We start from the raw sequence: 18,838 nt of genomic DNA, 5'->3' as shown, positions 1-18,838 counted from the left end.
CAGGCTTTATGCATTATTAATATATCTCAAACTTAAGTATGGAGCTTTGAAGCTATGAAAGTTGTATTTATGGGTACGCCGGAGATGGCTGTGCCAACACTCAGAGAATTAGTTGATAACGATATAGATGTTGCTCTGGTCATAACCCAGACAGACAAACCGAAAGGGCGTGGTAAACAGATGCAGGCTCCGCCTGTAAAGGAATTTGCTCTGGAGCAAGGGCTTGATGTTATCCAGCCCATCAGCCTGAAAAATAATGACGAGGTTCTGGAACAGTTAAAGTCCATTGCGCCTGATTTTCTGGTTGTGGCGGCATATGGAAAGATACTGCCTCAGGCTGTGCTTGATGTGCCTAAATATGCCCCTGTTAATGTCCATTTTTCACTCCTGCCGAAATACCGTGGAGCAGCTCCTGTTAACTGGGCTGTTATCAACGGAGAGAAGGAAACAGGCGTTGCAACTATGCTGATGGATGCCGGACTGGACACAGGAGACATTTTACAGGTTCTAAAAACACCGATAGAGAAGAAGACAGCTGTGGACATAGCAGAGGAACTGTCTGAAACGGGAGCGAGGCTTCTTATCAAAACACTGAATGAGTTCGAAAATATAAAACCTGTAAAGCAGGTTGAAGAAGATATGACATATGCGCCCATGATGAAGAAAGATGACGGGCATATCGACTGGTCGAAGTCTGCGGAAAAGATCGAATGCATGATACGTGGGTTTGTCCCCTGGCCTACTGCTTACAGCAGGCTGAACGGCAAAACTGTGAAACTTTTTTCGGCGGAAGTTGTCAAAGCTAATGAAGAGCTTGAGGCTGGAACAGTTTATGATGTGACCAAAAAGAGTTTTTCCATAAAGTGCGGAGAAGGCGGGCTGAAAGTTGTTGAGCTTCAGCCGGAAGGGAAGAAGAGGATGCCTGTGGGCAGTTTCCTTGCTGGAGCACAGCTTAAAGGCGGCGAAAAGTTTGAATAAGAAGATAATATCAAAGGACAGAGCTATCTTTATGGCGCTGTTTTTTCTGTCCGGTTCTATATTGTTCGGAACGGGGCTTATGGTCTGGTATTTTATGTCTATCGGTGCGGCTGTTATAGCCGGGTGGACCGTGTGGGTTATAACCGGACTTTTTATAATGTTTGCATTATTTATGACACTGTTTTCAATAGTTTTTGCATACACTGCTCTTACAGGGCGTAACTTCGGACAGGTGAAAGGCTTCAGACGTGTAGCCCAGAGGCTCACGCTTCCTGTTGTGTTGCGTACCGGAAAGATGCTCGGTGTCGAGAAGGACAGGCTGGTGAGGGCTTTCGTTAATATTAACAACGAGATAGTCCGTAACCTGATGAAGGGTAAACAGCCGGAGAATATACTTATTCTTCTTCCGCACTGTCTTCAGCTTGACGACTGCGGACTAAAGCTGACAAGCGATATAGGCAAGTGTGTCGGTTGCGGAAAATGTGATATAAAAGATCTTGTCGAAATCGCAGAGAAGTATAATTTAGCTATTAATGTCGCCACCGGCGGGACTGTGGCACGCAGGATAGTTAAGGAGACAAGACCCGATGTGATTTTAGCTGTGGCTTGTGAAAGAGACCTGCTAAGCGGAATTCAGGACACTTACCCACTGCCGGTAATAGGCTTTTGCAACAAAAGACCGAACGGTGAATGCCGAAGTACAAGGGTTAATGTCCGCATGATAGAGGATGAAATAAAAAATATATATAAATCTCAGGAGGCAATATGACCAGCAATACGCTTAAGACCGCATTATTTATGACAGTTCTCACGGTGCTTTTTATAGCAGTCGGTGGAGTGCTTGGCGGCCGTAGCGGTGTGATTTTCGCATTCGGATTTGCTTTGCTTATGAATTTCTTTTCGTACTGGTTCAGCGACAAAATAGTTCTGAAAATGTACCGTGCAAAAGAAGCAAACGAAGCAGATGCGCCAGACCTTTACAGAATAGTGAGAAACCTTGCCACAAAGGGCAACCTTCCTATGCCGAAGGTCTATATAGTTAATAACCCGGCACCTAACGCATTTGCGACAGGGAGAAACCCCGAGCATGGAGTTGTTGCCGTTACAACAGGTATCATGCAGATATTGAATGAGGACGAGCTTGAGGGTGTTCTTGCCCACGAACTTTCCCACATCTATGGTCGTGATATCCTTATAGGAACTATCGCTGCAACATTTGCAGGTGCGATAATGATGCTTGCTGACTGGGCAAGATTCGCTGCTATTTTCGGTGGTTTTAGCCGTGATAACGATGAGGGCGGAAGCCCCGGTGGCATAGTTGTGCTGATAGTTGTGAGCATACTTGCCCCTATCGCTGCCATGATAGTGCAGATGACAATCTCCCGCTCAAGGGAATATCTGGCTGACGAACGTGGAGCGCATCTGTCGCATAAGCCCAGAGCCCTTGCCAGTGCCCTTGCGAAGATATCCGGAACAGCGGATTATATCCCCATGGAGAACGCAAATGCCGCAACAGCACATATGATGATAATCAACCCCCTGAAAGGGAAAAGTCTGCTTTCGCTGTTTGCCACTCACCCGCCTGTGGAAGAGCGGATTAAACGCCTTAATGCTCTAGCTGAGAAGATAGGCTAATGGCGGACAGATACAGAAAGAGACTCTTTGATGTCTTAAAATCATATTACAAAGGTGTTCTGCGTGAAGATTATTTCGAAGATTCCGCAGAGCAGAGACTTTACAGAAAGATATATTTCGAAACATTCAGACACCTCGGCTTCATTGAGAAGTGTCTTGATAAACTTTATACAGAGATGCCCGGGCCGGAGCTCAGAGCTGCTCTGGCACTGGGTACCTGTCAGATACTTTTTATGGACGACATCCCCGATTACGCCGCGGTTAACGAATCTGTGATCCTTGTGCAGATGAACAAGCGCAGTTTTGTCAATGCTGTTCTGCGTAATGTCGGACGCAGGAAAGAAGAATTTCTCAGTGAGTATAACGTAAGAGAAGATTTTCCTGAGTGGTTTGTCAAACGCTGGGAGACCAAGCTGGGGGATGAGCTAGATGTTTTCCTCACGGATCTGAACCAGAAGCCGTCATTCTATGGCGTGGATACTGACACCATGAAGATAGATAAGCTGGAAGAGAAGAGTGATGACCACTACATAATGGACAGAGCGTCATATTCTGTGGCGAAGCTGGCAGGTGAGTGTCTGCCCATGTCTATTCTTGACTGCTGCGCTGCGCCGGGCGGGAAGACATTCGTGCTCGCGAAGACATATCCTGATGCCAGAATATTCGCTGTTGAGAAATACTATAAGCGGTTTGAAAAGCTGAAAGAGAATATGACTGAACTCGGTCTCGGTAATGTGGACTGCATCAAAAATGATATTTTTGAGATGGAAACTGAGGCGGAGTTTGACCTTATAATGCTTGACGCTCCATGCAGCGCCCTCGGTACAATAAAGCGCCATCCGGAAGTACGCTGGTTCAGAAACGAGAAAGATATAAAAGAAAATGCCAGAAGACAGTTCGGTATCCTGAAAAAAGTTTCAAAATTTCTCAGCAAAGGGGGCAAGATCATTTATTCCGTTTGCTCTATGGAGGATGAAGAAACCGTGGATGTTATAAAGGAATTTATGGAATGGGACAGCTCTTTTAAACTTGTCACTCCTTCATGTGATGAGGATTTCAAGGACGGTGATTTCTTCCGTTCGCTTCCGTATAAAAATGATGCGGATGGATTTTTCGGGGCGGTTTTGACAAAAAGCTAAGCAATCTTTTGAAGCTTTAACTTTAATATGTATGTAAATCAATTGCGGCGCACGTTTTGTGGACTATATTTACAAGTAAGTATATTTCACTGAACATATGCGCCGTTTTATTTATTGGCGCATGGCTTAACCTATGGGGCTTAAGGCAGCGCCGGAGATGTTAACTGTTCCGATTAAAGCTGCTGCTGCTCCAAACTCAATACTTTGGAGGAAACTATGAAAGCACTGGTTTACAACGGTCCGGGAAAAAAGGTTGTGGAGGAACGTCCTGTTCCTGATGTCTTGGACGCAGGAGATGCAGTCGTTAAAATCACAAAAACAACCATATGCGGAACTGACCTGCATATACTCAAAGGAGATGTACCAAGTTGTACACCGGGGCGTGTTCTCGGTCATGAAGGTGTGGGGGTTGTTGAGAAAGTAGGGGACGGCGTCAGATCATTTAAATCGGGTGACAGGGTGCTTATCTCTTGTATAAGCGCTTGTGGGAGATGTGAATATTGTCGAAAGGGGATCCCTTCGCACTGTGTGGACGGAGGCTGGATACTCGGCAATACTATTGACGGCACACAGGCTGAGTATGTCCGCACCCCTCATGCTGATACGAGCCTTTACCACATTCCCGAAGGGGCGGATGAAGGAGCTCTGGTTATGCTTAGCGATATTCTGCCCACTGGGTTTGAGTGTGGGGTGCTGAACGGTAAAGTTGCCCCCGGAGGCACTGTGGCGATAGTAGGTGCGGGACCTATAGGGCTTGCTGCTCTGCTGACAGCGAAATTTTACTCTCCGTCTATGCTCATTATGATAGATTTGGATGACAACAGGCTGGCAGTGTCAAAGAAATTCGGCGCTACACACACCATTAATAATAAAAATACAGACCCCATCAGCAAAGTGATGGAGCTTACAGGCGGCAGAGGTGTTGATACTTCTATTGAGGCTGTGGGCATACCTTCGACTTTTGTGCTTTGTCAGAGGCTTGTTGGTGCCGGGGGTGTGATTGCCAATATCGGTGTCCACGGAGTAAAGGCTGATCTGCACCTGGAGGATCTCTGGGCTCATAACATAAGTATCACAACCAGGCTTGTGGATACCGTTTCCACGCCTATGCTGCTGAAAACAGTTGAGGCGGAAACGATTGATCCGGCTATGCTTATCACCCACAGATTTAAGCTTGATGATATAATAGAAGCATATGATGTCTTCAGCAGGGCGGCAGACACTAAGGCGCTTAAAGTTATTATTGAGGTGTAAGAATCTACAGGGCGGGTATAATACCCGCCTTTTTTATGCTTGTATGTTAGAGCTTATAAGTCATTGCGAGGAATGTAATGACGAAGCAATCTCAGGATTAACGAGTCCAGAGGCTGCCACACCCCTGCGGGCTTAGCAGTGACGTATTTTACATATGCTCTGGCTGTGACAACGAAGTTGTAGCTTTCGTGTGTTAAACACGTGCGAAGCAATAAAACCACAGTTTTCACCGTGGGAATCTATATACATTTTCAAATTATTCGTTAAACTCTATTTATTGAGCTTTGTTTGGGGGTGCGTATGGTTAGGTTCTTTTTCATAATAGCTCTTTTCTTCAGTTTTAATTCTTATTCATTCACTCTTTTACCGGCGAAAAAACATTCTGTCATAACAGGCTACACTCGAGCGATTAAGACAATGACTGTCACGGCAGAAACCTCAGGCAGGCTTACACAGGTAAATCTGGACATGGGTGAAACTTCTGATGGTTCAGTGTTTGCTGTTATTGATCCGGTTTTTACAAAATTCAGTATTGATTCCGTTGAAAATTCAATCGGGAAGATAGATGCATCTGTCAGAAAGCTTGAAAACAGTATTGAGTATCTCAAAAAAGAATTTACCAGAGTAGATTCCCTTTATGCAAGTCAGGCAGAATCTGAGAGCAGACTGGACAGCGCCAGACAGTCCCTTGATCAGGCGGTTTTGAGTCGTGAGGAGCTGCTTATAGAGAAGCGTTCTCTGGAGATAAACCTTGCGGAACTGCGGGAAAAACTCCGGAGGCAGTATATCAGAGTTCCTGCAGGCTGGCAGATAACATCAAAACCCCTCGAAGAGGGAGAGCTGGTTAATGCCGGAGATGTGATAGCCACTGCTGGTGATTTCAGAGAGCTTATCGTACCTGTTTTTGTAGACAATGCTCAGATCGATTATCTTACATCCAGAAATGAGTTTGATATTATTGTTGATGGTGCAGAACAAAAAGGGAATGTCACAAAAATTAACCCCGCATTTGACGAAACCACAAGGAAGCGTCAGGCAGAGATCGGTATAAAGATGCAGGGTGTTGGAGGGCTACTTGTGGAGATCCCTGTTGTTACAAATGTTTCTGGTTATATGGTTGACAAGAGAGCTGTGAATGAACGCTATGCGAATGCCCGTATTTTTTCAGGTGAGGAAGAAATTCATGTGCAGATTGTCGGACGTGACGGGGACATGGTAATACTTGCCCCATCAGAGAAGCTGCATGTCGGGATGGAGCTTCGGGCGGTTGATAAGTGAAACGTTTTATAGAATTCGTCCTTTCAAAAAGAGTTGTTGTAAATGTCGTTTTCATGATTTTGCTTATCGCAGGAGTTAACAGTTTCAATACATCTCCTGTTCAGAACATGCCCCCCGTAGATATCGGTCAGGTGTTCGTTTATACAGTTTATTACGGTGCATCGCCTGAGGATGTGGAAAGCCTTGTTACAAAAAAACTCGAAGACGCTATCGAAGATCTGGAAAATGTCGAATATATTCAGTCCAGCTCCATGCGGAACATTTCCGTTATGCAGGTTAAATTTATAGACGACTCGGATTATCGGGATCTTTACGATGAGATGCGCCTGAAGATTCTGAATATTAAGAATGATCTTCCGGATGAAGTTGATGAGCCCCTTTTTATATATGTAGACACTGAAGCATTCCTGCCTGTTATAGCGGTGAATATCGCCGGAGATGTTTCAAACAAAACCCTCGACCTTCTTGCAGAAGAGCTTAAAACTGACCTTCGTAAGGTTCCTATGGTGGAGAGTATATCGACTTCCGGTGATTTTGAGGATGAATTCCATGTGGCTCTTTCCCCGCAAAGGCTGAGAGAGTATGGGGTCTCTTTCGCGGAGGCCGCCGGTGCTGTTCAGCAGGCAAACAGCAAAATTCCTGCGGGGGTTTTCAGGAAAGGGGATACAGAGTATGCAATGGATACCGGAGAGCGTTTCTCCTCGCAGGACGCTGTACTTGATGCCGTGGTTCGCAAAGATGGTGACGGAAACTTTATACGTGTCCGTGACTTAACAGTTTATGCCGGTCTGAGCAACAGAGACCCTGACATTATGGTGTCAGTCAACGGGAAAAGCACCGTACAGCTCATAGTCAAAAAGCTTCGTGACGGAGACACCGGAACTATAGCAAAAGCTGTCAGGCAGGAGGCGGATTCATTCGCCGAACGTCACGCAGGCGAAGGGATCTCTGTTTATTATACGCAGGATTCCACTCTGGAGATAGAAGATTCTGTGCATGTGCTCGGCGGAAATATGCTTATGGGGATAGCCTTTGTGATGGTTATCCTATGGCTTGTGCTTGGGTTTCGTAACGCTATGCTTACATCTGTCGGTATACCTTTTTCCATACTTTTTGCTGTTTTGATGAACAGCCTTTTCGGATATTCGATAAACACTATTACAATCTTTTCGTTTGTGCTGATCTCAGGGATTATCGTTGATGATTCTGTAATTATTGTTGAAAATATATATAGGCACCTACAGAATGGCAAATCCATGGCAAAGGCTGTACGTGACGGGACTGCTGAAATATTCATACCCGTTACAAGCTCTGCTCTGACGACAATTCTCGCATTTGTCCCGATGTTCATCATGACGGGGAGTACAGGAGACTTCTTTGCTTTTATCCCTTTGACAGTGATCTTTGCTCTGGCGGCATCACTGCTGGAAGCGCTTATTATACTGCCCGTTCATTACTATGAATGGGGACCGAAAAAGGTCAGCAGTCATGACGGAGATGATCTGGCACATGTCAAAAGCGGTGTGTTTGCTCATGCGTGGAATTTTTACAGTAGAGTCGTAACGTCACTTCTTAATAACTCCGTAAAGACTCTGGTGGTGATGACAGTTGTCTTTTGGATAGCGGTTGCGATATTGGTTTTGTCTGCTACGGGGGCTGTTCCGCTTATTAAAGTGAAGTTTTTCCCGGATAGCTTTTACAGGTATCATGTAACATTTGAGCTGCCCACTGGGACTCCGCTTGAGGTCACAGATAAGGTTATACGTGATTATTCTGCATATATTATGGCAAAGGGGAAAGCTGAGGCTTCTTCTGCTTCCGGTTATGCAGGATTTTACGAAGATGTGGATTATGTCCGGCACAGGGGGCACTATTACGGATCAATTATTGTGACACTGCCGAATGTCGAGGATCAGGAATTCGGCGATATTTTCGATAATAATGCTTTGGCATATCTTGATTATCTGAGGGAAGATTTTAAAAGCTTTGCAGCAGAGCATAAGAGCGATTGGGGAGTTTTGCCGGAAGTCAATATCTTCGGTGAGAACTCAGGGCCTCCGGTGGGGAAAGATGTTAATATCCGTGTCACTGCCAATTCGCTTGAAACTGCTGAAAGTGCAGCAAATGAAATTATGGCATTTCTGCGTAGTAACAGTGAGACAAGCGGGCTTCAGGAGCTTCAGGATAATCGTGCTAAAGAGCAGGTCTCTTTCACTATAAAGGCAAAGGCAGATAAGATACGGGAATACGGGCTGGATGAAACTACAGTGGTAGGCGTTGCCTCCGGCGCGCTGAACGGGATGTATGCAGGTAAGTTCCGCTCGCTTGACGATGAAGTAGATCTGAAAGTAAAACTTGTCAAGAACACTGATGCTTATAATTACACATCCGAAGGGGTGGGGTCACCGGAAGATGTTTTGATGCTCCCTGTTATTGAGAACAGTACCCGCCCTGTATACCTGCAAGATGTTGCAGAGATCGTATATAGCACAGAGCCGAATGTTATGAGGCGTTATAACGGTAAGCCGGCGATAACTGTTACCGCTGATATTACAGATAATTCAGGGTTGACGCCGAGTCGTGTCCAGAATCTTGTGAAAACAGAATTTAAGGATATAGCCGTAAAATACCCAGGTGTGGTGGTGGCATTCGGTGGTGAGTTTGAAGAGACGTCGAGGGCATTTCGCTCACTGTTTATGGCATTTATAATAGCTATTCTTGCTATATATCTTGTTTTGGCGGCACAGTTTAATGACTATTTTCAGCCGGTACTGATTTTGTCGGCGATAGCGTTTGCAATTATCGGTGTGGTTTACGGTCTGTTTCTGACAAGATCAACTTTCACCGTGCAGAGTTTTATCGCTGTTGTTGGTTTGGCTGGGGTAGCTGTTAATGACTCACTCATACTGATAGACTTTATGAATGCCAGACGCAGGGAAGGCATGGCTCTGAGAGATGCTGTACTCACAGCATGCAGTCAGCGGATGCGTCCTGTTCTGATAACAACGGTGACTACTATTCTTGGTCTTCTGCCGATGGCTGTGGGGTTCCCGAATAAGTCTCTTGAGTGGTCCAGTATGGCAACTGCCTTTTGCAGCGGTCTTGCCAGTGCTACATTGCTTACGCTGCTGATAGTCCCTGCTGAATATGAACTTCTGGAACGTGTGCGTATCTGGGTAATAAACAAAAGATCAGATAAATAGTTTGTCTGCTCTATTTTAGGGATGTATAATGGACTCGCATTATTATGAATAGAGGGGAAAATTGGCAATAGATATATTATTAAAATTTGGCGCTCTGGCAAACCCTGTGTCGATCTCTGCTGCGGAGGGTACGTTTGGACTTATTATATTAATAGCGATATATAAGATATATAAGACGAAAGATTATTCGGTTTTTAAGAAAGGATTCTTCATCTTTTTTTTGCTTATGGTTGTAGCTGAGATTATATCGACCTTTATAGGTGTGAACCCTGGTAAGTCCCTGCCCAGACTCAAAAGCTTCTGGGTGCTTTTATATCTCCCTGTGATTTACGTCGTTTTCGAGGGGAGAGATAAAGCGGGGTATCTGATGTGGCTGTTCGCAGGGGGGATATTAACTACGGTTTTTGGTCTTTATGAATATTTCTCCGGTAAGGTTGATCGTCTTCAGGGGTTCCTAACGCATTCACTGACATATGGCAACGTGGCAGCTCTTATCTGCATTACAGCTCTGGGGCTGTTGGTAATGAAACTTTATAAAAATAAAAAACAGCTTGCCCTCACTGTTGCTACTTTTCTGATATGTCTGGTTGGATTAGTGCTTTCCGGCAGCAGAGGTCCCATATTTTCACTGCTCATCACGGGGTTTGCGCTGGTGGTGTACAGGTATCACCTGAAAGGAGTTGTCGGGGGGATTGTGCTTATAGCTTTGATTTGCGGGGGGATTTATGCTGATCCGCAGGTGAGAGAGCGCTTTACAGTGACTATCGACAACATTCACAAGACAGAGTCCTCAATAGGAACACGCCTTGTGCTGTGGGAAGCCGCAAGTGAAGCAATTATGCTCAGACCTTTTTTTGGATATGGTAAGGGTAATTTTAAGGATGAAGTTTCAAAGTATATAAACGTGCCGACATCAAGCCGAGCACATGCACATAATTCATATATTCAATATACTTTTTTGCACGGTTTCTTTGGTCTTTTTGCCTTGCTTGGCTTTATCGGGACATTAATGTGGGAGATCTATAGGCGAAGTAAATGCAGCCCGTTTATAAAGGTTGGGATGTTTGTCTTTGTGGTTTTTCTTCTGGAGGGGCTCACCGAGAATAACCTCTCCGACTCGGAAGTTGTAATGACATGTCTGTCTGTCGTGGGGCTGACATTGGCTCCGGGAAGACCGTCAATCGGCGTAGCTGAAAAGTGCGATGAGACTGAAACAGACCATGACGTCAGCTAGCTCGGCATACAATCAATCATAGGCATGACAGGATTATTCTGTAATGCCCTCTTTTGCAATGGCACTGATATGTGCGGTTTGCCTAGCGAATTTCTACAGAGTTGAATATTTTTTCCGCAAGGTTTCTGAGTTTTACATTGTCACTGTTGAAGCTGACAGTAACCTCCCATAAAGTGTTGTCTTTAACAAGAATTACAGAGTCAGTCTCTATGGATAGTCCGTACTGGGTTGCTGTCCCTTTAAGGAAAGACCCCTCCTGCCCTGATTTAGTCAGCGGGGAGATTGCGTAAGTATATTTGTTAACACCCTTTATCTTCTTTATCACCTTTGCAAGGTTGTCTGCATACTCTTCTGAGTCCACAGGGACTTTTGACACGATGTGGTTTATCCGCATTCCGAATGATTCCAGAGAATATTCAAATGCATCATAGCTTATTAGTGTTTTCTTCGCTTCGTCATCAAGCTTGGTCGGGACATGTTTCATGCTGTCGGGGGTGATGACCACAAGCCCTGTTTCTCCTATGTGCCGGAGCTGCCATGTTTCTTCAAGTACGCCCTGAGTCGCTTTGAAGTCATCTTCATTTTTGACAACCCTGTCTTTCTGCATAAGGGCTCTGGCTACGATCATTCCGAAAAATGCGAGGACAAGAACGAGCCCTATGATCTGTATCTTTTTTGGGTTCATGAGTGAAACCTCCGGAGAATATGTTACAGGTAATTTAACAGAATAAATGATATTATCAAACACTGTTTATAGAGATCAGGATGAAAAATACTTTACAAAGGTAAAAATAGAATATAGCATATTATGAAAACTTATCGAGAGTAGTGGAGGGACAAGGCCCTGTGAAGCTACAGCAGCCGGTTAGCATTAAAAGCTGATGTCTGGTGCTAATTCCGACCCTATGGAGGAGAGATAAGTCGATATGTCTAAGTGCATACCGCCTCTTCCAATACCCTTGGACAGAGGCTTTTTTTTTGGAGGAATACATGAGTGATCACAGATTTGAGACTATAGCTATCCACGGAGGCTACAGGCCGGATGAAAAGACAGGTGCAACACAGGTTCCTATCTATCATTCGAATGCATTCGAGTTCAAAGGGATTGACCATGCTGTCAGCCTTTTTGACCTGAAAGCTCCCGGGCATATTTACTCCCGTCTTTCTAACCCGACTGTTGAGGTTCTTGAGAACAGAATAGCAATGCTTGAGGGCGGTTCTGCGGCAGTCTGCACGGCAGCGGGGCAGTTTGCAACATATATGGCGATCACAACTCTCGCAGAGGCAGGGGACAACATAGTCGCCTCCGGCAAACTTTACGGCGGTACATATAATCTGTTTGTTCATACGTTTAAGAAGCTCGGTATAGAGTTTCGTCTTGTTGATCAGGACAACCTCGATGCCTACAGAGCAAACATAGACAGCAAAACAAAAGCAATATATATAGAATCAGTAAGCAACCCTGCAAGCGACATTCCGGATATCGACGCTGTTTCTGCCATTGCAAAGGAATATAAAGTTCCTCTCATTGTGGATAATACATATACCTCCCCTTTCCTTTTTAAACCTATAGAGCATGGTGCGGACATTGTGCTTCATTCCATGACAAAGTTTATCGGCGGGCACGGTTCTGCTATGGGTGGAGTTGTTGTGGATGCTGGGACTTTTGACTGGAAAGGAAGCGGACGGTTTCCCGGGTTCACCGAGCCTGACCCGAGCTATCACGGGGTAGTCTATGCCGAAGAATTCGGAAACATGGCTCTGGCAATCAAGATGAGAGTGCAAATACTTCGGGATGTGGGCGGATGCCTCTCCCCTTCGAATGCATTTCAGATACTCTGTGGGCTGGAGACGCTGGCACTGCGCATGGAACGCCACTGTGCAAATGCCTATAAGCTTGCCGGATTTCTTCTCGGGTGTGAAGATGTGGAATGGGTAAATTATCCTGACCTGCCGGACAACAGAAACTATCACCGGGTGAAAGAGCTTATGCCTAAAGGGAGCGGAGCTATGATGTGCTTCGGTCTGAAAGGCGGGTTTGAAAGGGCTAAAACCTTCATTGAGAATGTTAAAATCGCAATACATGCTACAAACCTTGGTGATGTCCGGACTATCGTAACGCATCCAGCTAGTACCACACACCGCCAGCTGAGCGAAGAGCAGCTTAACGCTGCGGGCATACCGCAGGAGCTTATCCGTGTGGCTGTGGGTATCGAAAATATTGATGATATAATAGAAGACTTCGAACAGGCTATGAAGGCAGGAAAATAGTTATGTCCGGTTCAGTAGGCGTTGTAAAAACACAGTTCTTTACGTTAAAGGAAGAGTTCTTTTTCGAAAGTGGGCGTGTGCTTTCGTCTGTTACCGTTGCGTATGAAACCTACGGCAAGCTGAATGAAGCCAGAGATAACGCAATACTGGTTTGTCACGCCCTTACAGGGAATGCACATGCCGCAGGGTTTAACAGAGAGGATGACCAGCGCCCCGGATGGTGGGACTCTATGATAGGTCCCGGTAAAGCGTTTGATACTGATAAATATTTTGTGATTTCGTCTAATTTCCTCGGCAGCTGTTTTGGAACAACAGGCCCAAGCTCTGTTGACCCGCAGACGAAAAAACGTTATGGACTGAAATTCCCCGTTGTTACGGTGAGAGACATGGTAAAACTTCAGAAGAAGCTGATTGATCACCTTGGTATAGAAGTTCTTCATTCTGTTGCGGGCGGTTCTATGGGAGGGATGCAGGCTCTTGAGTGGGGGGCGACTTTCCCCTATGCCACAAAGAGCATCATACCTATAGCTGCCTCCGCTGCCGTTACCCCCATGGCGATAGCATTTAATGCCATTGCAAAATTCGCAATTATGAAAGACCCGAACTGGCGTGGCGGAGACTATTACGATGATGTTGCCCCCCTTGACGGGCTCGCTATTGCGAGGATGGCTGGTCATATAACTTATATGTCCGATGCCTCGTTTCACAGTAAATTTGGGAGAAGGTATGCAACATTTGAGGGCATATACGACTTTAAGGGGCTTTTCGAAGTGGAGAACTATCTCCGCTATAACGGATATAAATTTACCGAGTTTTATGACCCGAATACCTACCTTTATGTGCTTAAGGCAATGGATATCTTTGAGCTTGCCTATGGTCGCAACGGACTTAAGGATGCGCTGCGCCTTATAACATCAAAGGCTCTTTTTATAACATTTACGTCCGACTTCCTCTTTCCGCCTTATCAGACAGAGGAACTTGTCACTCTTATGAAAGAGATCGGAAATGAACCCCGCTGGGAAAATATTGAGTCGGATTACGGACATGATGCGTTTTTGCTGGAGTTTGAAGCGCAGACTGAGATTATTAAGAATTTTCTGAGTGAAGTCTGATGGGTTTTGACCGTTCAGCAGAAAACTATCTCAGAAGCAGTGATCATGCTGTGGGGTCTGATCTTGAATACTTCGAAAAATACTTTGCTGGGAAAAAGTTTCAAAAAGCGCTGGACATAGCTTGTGCAGCAGGGCACTTTGGTGCGTCTTTTCCGGCTGAGCTTATTTATACCGCAGATTACAGTTTTAATATGCTGAAAACTGCCAGAGATTCTTTTGGCTTCGATATGCCTGTGAGGACACGGGGTGAATTTCTCCCTTTTTTGTCAGATACTTTCGACCTTGTGGGCTGTCGTATTGCTATGCATCATTTCACAAACCCCTGTCTTTTTATGAATGATGTTTTCCGTGTTCTCAAAACCGGCGGATACTTTGTGCTGATAGATTCTGTTGTGGGTTTTGAAGACGCAGAACTTAACAAAATAGAGCTGATCCGCGATACGACCCACCGCAGAAGCTTCAAAGTAGAAGAAGTCGAGGGGATGGCTCTTGCAGAAGGTTTTCATCTGGAAGATTCAGATTTGTTTTACAAGGAGCATATCTTTGATGAATGGGCTCGCAGGCCGAACCCATCGGAAGAACAATATCGCTCGACAGTTCAGGCATTTCTTGACCTGCCTGATAAGGTTAAAGCTGAGCTAAGGCTTAAAGCTGACGGGAAAAACATCATATCGTACACCGACAAAAAAGCCGTATTTATATTCAGAAAATCAACCTGAAATACTCCATTTGTCATTGCAGGGTAAAGTATTTTGTTTTATTGTGAGGGATGGGTATATTTAAGTAATGTTTACTGGTAAAAGATTCAACCTGCCTGTTATCGGACGCTGGTTTATTCTGGGCTCGATAGTCGGACTGGTTTCCGGCGTGGGCGCTATTATTTTCTTTCTGCTGCTTCAGGGGAGCTCATTCTTCTTTATGGATTACCTTATGGGGATCAGAGTTGAAGAGACCGGTGGGGAGCATGCTCTTTTCGGACATGCTGCAACGGAATTCAGGCGCTGGTCAATACTGCTTGTACCTGCCCTTGGCGGTCTTATTTCAGGTTTTCTCGTGTATAAATTCGCACCGGAGGCAGAGGGTCATGGAACCGATGCCGCCATCAAAGCCATACATTTTAAAAACGGATCCATCCGCTGGCGTGTCCCAATCATAAAGACATTTGCAAGTGCTATAACTATCGGCACTGGCGGTTCCGGTGGACGTGAAGGTCCTATTGCACAGATTGGCGCAGGTTTTGGTTCATTTCTCGGGACAACACTTAAGCTGTCCGAGAGAGAGAGACGCATTCTGACTGCTGCCGGTATGGGGGCAGGTGTCGGGGCTATATTCCGCTCTCCCCTTGCAGGTGCGATATTTGCAGCGGAAGTACTTTATGCCAGCTCTGACATGGAATATGAAGCTCTTTTACCTTCAGCTATCACTTCGATTATAGCTTATTCTGTATTTTGCAGTGTGTATGGGTGGGAGCCTCTTTTTGCCACGCCGGACTTTGCTTTCGAGAACCCTGTGGAGCTTATAGGCTACTCTGTGCTTGGTTTTGCCTGTGCAGTTTTCGGCTGGCTTTATGTGAGAACCTTCTACGGTATTCATGGTATTTTTAAACAGATGCACATCTCGCCGTATATCAAGCCTGTCATAGGCGGCTTTCTGACCGGGTGTGTAGGCTTTTTTGTCCCTCAGGCACTTGCCGGCAGTTATGCACAGATTGAGCTTGGTATGCAGGGGCAGCTTGGAATAGGTTTTATATTTATACTGATTTTTGCAAAAATACTTACGACCTCTTTCAGTATCGGCTCCGGCGGGTCTGCAGGAATATTTGGCCCTTCTATGGTTATCGGTGCAGCCGTGGGCGGCTTTGTCGGTCTTGCCCTGAATTCATTTGTACCTTTCATCGCTCCTGAACCTGGTGCATATGTCATCGTGGGTATGGCGGGCTTTTTCAGCGGTATAGCCAATACCCCCCTTTCCACAATAATCATGGTGAGCGAGATGACGGGGAACTATCACCTGCTGGTGCCCTCTATGTGGGTCAGCACCCTTGCATTTCTCCTGCTGCGAAAGACAACAATGTATGTCAATCAAGTCCCTATGCGCAGCGAATCGCCTATTCATAAAGGTGAATTTTTCGTTCAGGTGTTGCAGGACATAAAGGTTGCAGATGTCATGCGCCCTGACCCTATAATACTCAAAGAAGATATGCATTTTTACGACATACTGCACTTCATACCCCAGACGAAGCATAATAACTTTCCTGTGGTTAAAGAGGATGGGACTCTTGTCGGTGTTCTGCTTTTCGAAGAGATACGTGAGTTCGTGTTTGAGGAAGGGCTGGAGGATCTTGTCGTTGCCGAAGAAGTTTGTGAAACGGATGTTCCTACTATTCGTCCGTCAAATTCTCTGGCTGATGCAATAGAGAATATAGGTTTTAAAAATATCGAACTTCTGCCGGTTGTGGATGAGGAAACTCAGACGAAGCTGGTGGGGATTATCACCCGTAGAGATATCATATCAACCTACAACAAGGTTCTTCGTAAGCGCCGTAGTGAAAAGGTTGAAGAATCCGAGTTCTGATTAATTCTTTTTATGTAATCCTGACACTATTATATTAAATGCCGCTGTGAAATGTGAAGATAATGTGTGAAATTATCTAAAGTAATCGATATGTGTGCCGATACGATAAAGGCAAGGATGCGTAATACGAACAGGGAAGTGCCCATATAGGTGCGGCCATGAGCAGTGTTATAATTGCGTCCAATCCACTTGCCTCTAAAACCTCAAACTACATAAACAAGTATCAGCAGGCAGTTAATCAGTCTGTTGAAAGAATATCCTCCGGCAAAAAAATCAATTCTGCAAGCGACTCCCCCAGTGAAACCGGATATATCAGCCGGCTAAGGTCCGCTATTATGTCTTACCGGAAGCTGAACGATAATCTTCAGGACAGCATCAGCATGCTTCAAACTGCTGATAGTGCTATGTCCGGCACTTCGGGCATATTGTCAGTCCTCCAGACTATCAGAGAAAAAGCCGTGCAGTCGCAGAATGTTACTCTTAACAGCCAGGACCGCCAGAACCTTCAGCAGGAGGTTGAAGATCTTGTCAACGAGTTAGATGAAATTGCATCCTCTACAGAATTTAACACCAAAAAACTGCTTAATGGTGAGATGGGCGCGAAGCTGTCAGGATCTGATTCTGCTTTGGCAGGTTATGCCACAGATGCAGTAGAGTCATCATCGTACTATTTCACTGATATTGCGGGAGCTACTAAACATCTGGTGACGGCGGACAATGCTCCGGCTGGCTCTGCAAGCCTTACAAATCCCAATTATGACTATACCAGTTCTCTGGGGATAAGCGGTTCTGTTACTCTTTCAACGTCTGCTTCCACGGCAACAGGGGAGTATGAGCTGATATTCAGCAACTCTTCTGATTTCAAAGTTTATAACAACGGAACAGGCGTTGTCACGGCTTCCGGTTCTGCGGGGACAGAATTCTCACTGAACGGTATGGGGATCACGATAGAAGATGATGGGACATATGCTGAAGGCTATAAATACAACTTTTCTACCACCAGCGGCAGTAATACGTTAACTGCTATAGATGAAGGGAACAGAGGCACAACGGCAGCCACTACATTAACCTCTGCCATCTGGGGTGAAGATGCGATGCTGAACTCGCATTTTGATATCAAGTTTCAGTACGACAGCGGAGAGCTCCGTTATGCTGCTTTTGACTCATCCGGAGACAGGATGGGTTCTTGGACGGCATCCGGAGATGAATTTCAGGCGTATGAGTCTTCGAAACTTAACGGCAGTAAATTTACGTTTTCATCGGCTGATGCAGGTATAGGTGATACATGGCGTGTGGATTTTGCAAACTACAGCGCCTTAAGCTCCGCAGGCGGAACTATAACAATCGGAAACGGGGACTCGTCATTCTCTGTCAGCTATACCGGTGATGACAGGCTGAGTGATATCGCAGCCTCTATAAACAGCAGTGGGAGCGGTGTCGCTTCGGCATCACTTGATACTGATTCCGGCAGCAGTATATTTAATATTGAAGCTGCTGGTTATGGCGAAGAGGGGCGCCTGAGCATGCTGGACAGTGCAGGTAATTTTGTTTCGGCACTTGGTCTGACTGAGAAGGCAGGTACAGGTGAGGATGCGTCTCTTAAGCACGAAGGGCAGATATATGAATCAGCTTCCGGTTATTTTTACGATATTGCAGATAATATCGTTTTTGAAGTGGCGCATGAGGCAGACCTTGACTCCGGATATGTGAGCGTGACAGATAAGTCTATGCTTCAATACACAAGTGCAAATGGTGACGGAGACAGTGTGAGCGTATTTATAAGAGACCTCACAGCCAGCGGACTCGGGCTTCTGAGTGCTGACGGCAGGCATCAGCTGGATCTTACAACGGATAACGGATCCCAGTCTGCCATAGCAAGTATTGATGAGAAAATGGATATTGTCAGCAGTGAGGCATCAAAAGTAGGCAGTCTCGTTAACAGCTTGAGCACACGCACAGGTCTTGTCAGTGATATGTATGCCGGGTTCGAGTCTAATCTAAGCATTCATGAAGATACTGATTTTCCCAGAGAGACAGCTAATTACTATGCTGCCGTGGCGGGCAGGGATGCTGCTTTGGCGATGAGCGCTCAGGCTAATCTTGTGCCCAGCAGAGTGCTTATGCTGCTTGGGATTACCGACAGTAAATAACTTTTCAGGG

At 45.5% G+C, this 18,838-nt stretch carries 14 protein-coding genes and 1 riboswitch; of the genes, 13 read left to right on the top strand and 1 reads right to left on the bottom strand.

Going from position 1 to position 18,838, the window contains the following annotated elements; genetic code table 11:
• The first annotated feature begins 54 nt into the window (after positions 1 to 54).
• From fmt to DACET_RS13835, 8 genes are all read left to right on the top strand, one after another.
• Positions 55 to 978, top strand: a complete 924-nt coding sequence (gene fmt, locus DACET_RS13870; RefSeq protein ID WP_013011995.1) for a methionyl-tRNA formyltransferase — start codon at positions 55 to 57, stop codon at positions 976 to 978.
• Positions 971 to 1,747: a DUF116 domain-containing protein gene (locus DACET_RS13865; protein WP_013011994.1), complete on the top strand. Its 777-nt coding sequence runs from the start codon at positions 971 to 973 to the stop codon at positions 1,745 to 1,747. The genes fmt and DACET_RS13865 overlap by 8 nt, the downstream gene beginning before the upstream one ends.
• Positions 1,744 to 2,613 (top strand): zinc metalloprotease HtpX, encoded by an 870-nt coding sequence (htpX, locus tag DACET_RS13860; RefSeq protein WP_013011993.1) that lies wholly within the window; start codon positions 1,744 to 1,746, stop codon positions 2,611 to 2,613. The genes DACET_RS13865 and htpX overlap by 4 nt, the downstream gene beginning before the upstream one ends.
• Entirely contained in the window at positions 2,613 to 3,752 is a 1,140-nt protein-coding gene (locus DACET_RS13855; protein ID WP_013011992.1) for an RsmB/NOP family class I SAM-dependent RNA methyltransferase, read from the top strand. The genes htpX and DACET_RS13855 overlap by 1 nt, the downstream gene beginning before the upstream one ends.
• Positions 3,753 to 3,968: 216 nt before the next feature.
• The gene (locus tag DACET_RS13850) at positions 3,969 to 5,006 is read left to right on the top strand and encodes a zinc-dependent alcohol dehydrogenase family protein (protein WP_013011991.1); all 1,038 of its coding nucleotides are present in this window, start codon (positions 3,969 to 3,971) and stop codon (positions 5,004 to 5,006) included.
• Between the two features lie 300 nt (positions 5,007 to 5,306).
• Positions 5,307 to 6,284 carry an efflux RND transporter periplasmic adaptor subunit gene (locus DACET_RS13845; protein WP_013011990.1) on the top strand — a complete coding sequence of 326 codons (978 nt, stop codon included), beginning with the start codon at positions 5,307 to 5,309 and terminating at the stop codon, positions 6,282 to 6,284.
• Positions 6,281 to 9,487: an efflux RND transporter permease subunit gene (locus DACET_RS13840; RefSeq protein WP_013011989.1), complete on the top strand. Its 3,207-nt coding sequence runs from the start codon at positions 6,281 to 6,283 to the stop codon at positions 9,485 to 9,487. Before DACET_RS13845 ends, DACET_RS13840 begins: the two co-directional genes overlap by 4 nt.
• 61 nt (positions 9,488 to 9,548) lie before the next feature.
• Complete coding sequence (locus DACET_RS13835) at positions 9,549 to 10,721, top strand: O-antigen ligase family protein (protein WP_013011988.1); 1,173 nt, start codon at positions 9,549 to 9,551, stop codon at positions 10,719 to 10,721.
• An 82-nt stretch (positions 10,722 to 10,803) separates the two neighbouring features.
• On the opposite strand, the gene DACET_RS13830 is transcribed toward DACET_RS13835, so the two are convergent.
• Positions 10,804 to 11,406 carry a hypothetical protein gene (locus tag DACET_RS13830; RefSeq protein ID WP_013011987.1) on the bottom strand — a complete coding sequence of 201 codons (603 nt, stop codon included), beginning with the start codon at positions 11,404 to 11,406 and terminating at the stop codon, positions 10,804 to 10,806.
• A gap of 128 nt (positions 11,407 to 11,534) precedes the next feature.
• Positions 11,535 to 11,644: riboswitch (SAM riboswitch) on the top strand.
• A gap of 67 nt (positions 11,645 to 11,711) precedes the next feature.
• On the opposite strand from DACET_RS13830, the gene DACET_RS13825 reads away from it, so the two are divergent.
• The 5 genes from DACET_RS13825 to DACET_RS13805 all read left to right on the top strand — a co-directional run bounded on the left by DACET_RS13825 (position 11,712) and on the right by DACET_RS13805 (position 18,828).
• Complete coding sequence (locus tag DACET_RS13825) at positions 11,712 to 12,992, top strand: O-acetylhomoserine aminocarboxypropyltransferase/cysteine synthase family protein (protein ID WP_013011986.1); 1,281 nt, start codon at positions 11,712 to 11,714, stop codon at positions 12,990 to 12,992.
• Between the two features lie 2 nt (positions 12,993 to 12,994).
• Complete coding sequence (gene metX / locus DACET_RS13820; protein WP_013011985.1) at positions 12,995 to 14,104, top strand: homoserine O-acetyltransferase MetX; 1,110 nt, start codon at positions 12,995 to 12,997, stop codon at positions 14,102 to 14,104.
• Positions 14,104 to 14,823, top strand: a complete 720-nt coding sequence (locus DACET_RS13815) for a class I SAM-dependent methyltransferase (protein WP_013011984.1) — start codon at positions 14,104 to 14,106, stop codon at positions 14,821 to 14,823. Before metX ends, DACET_RS13815 begins: the two co-directional genes overlap by 1 nt.
• A gap of 67 nt (positions 14,824 to 14,890) precedes the next feature.
• Complete coding sequence (locus tag DACET_RS13810; protein ID WP_013011983.1) at positions 14,891 to 16,678, top strand: chloride channel protein; 1,788 nt, start codon at positions 14,891 to 14,893, stop codon at positions 16,676 to 16,678.
• A gap of 158 nt (positions 16,679 to 16,836) precedes the next feature.
• Entirely contained in the window at positions 16,837 to 18,828 is a 1,992-nt protein-coding gene (locus DACET_RS13805; RefSeq protein WP_013011982.1) for a flagellin N-terminal helical domain-containing protein, read from the top strand.
• Positions 18,829 to 18,838 lie beyond the last annotated feature (10 nt).

This window comes from Denitrovibrio acetiphilus DSM 12809 (assembly GCF_000025725.1).
Lineage (GTDB): Bacteria > Chrysiogenota > Deferribacteres > Deferribacterales > Geovibrionaceae > Denitrovibrio > Denitrovibrio acetiphilus.
Note: the sequence above shows the minus strand (reverse complement) of the source record. Positions and strands in the feature narration are given on the sequence as shown.

Coding starts and splice junctions, on each gene's coding strand:
- DACET_RS13830 (WP_013011987.1), bottom strand. CDS start 11,406: ATGAACCCAAAAAAGATACAGATCATAGGGCTCGTTCTTGTCCTCGCA.
- metX (WP_013011985.1), top strand. CDS start 12,995: ATGTCCGGTTCAGTAGGCGTTGTAAAAACACAGTTCTTTACGTTAAAG.
- fmt (WP_013011995.1), top strand. CDS start 55: ATGAAAGTTGTATTTATGGGTACGCCGGAGATGGCTGTGCCAACACTC.
- DACET_RS13805 (WP_013011982.1), top strand. CDS start 16,837: ATGAGCAGTGTTATAATTGCGTCCAATCCACTTGCCTCTAAAACCTCA.
- DACET_RS13845 (WP_013011990.1), top strand. CDS start 5,307: ATGGTTAGGTTCTTTTTCATAATAGCTCTTTTCTTCAGTTTTAATTCT.
- DACET_RS13815 (WP_013011984.1), top strand. CDS start 14,104: ATGGGTTTTGACCGTTCAGCAGAAAACTATCTCAGAAGCAGTGATCAT.
- DACET_RS13825 (WP_013011986.1), top strand. CDS start 11,712: ATGAGTGATCACAGATTTGAGACTATAGCTATCCACGGAGGCTACAGG.
- DACET_RS13850 (WP_013011991.1), top strand. CDS start 3,969: ATGAAAGCACTGGTTTACAACGGTCCGGGAAAAAAGGTTGTGGAGGAA.
- DACET_RS13810 (WP_013011983.1), top strand. CDS start 14,891: ATGTTTACTGGTAAAAGATTCAACCTGCCTGTTATCGGACGCTGGTTT.
- DACET_RS13855 (WP_013011992.1), top strand. CDS start 2,613: ATGGCGGACAGATACAGAAAGAGACTCTTTGATGTCTTAAAATCATAT.
- htpX (WP_013011993.1), top strand. CDS start 1,744: ATGACCAGCAATACGCTTAAGACCGCATTATTTATGACAGTTCTCACG.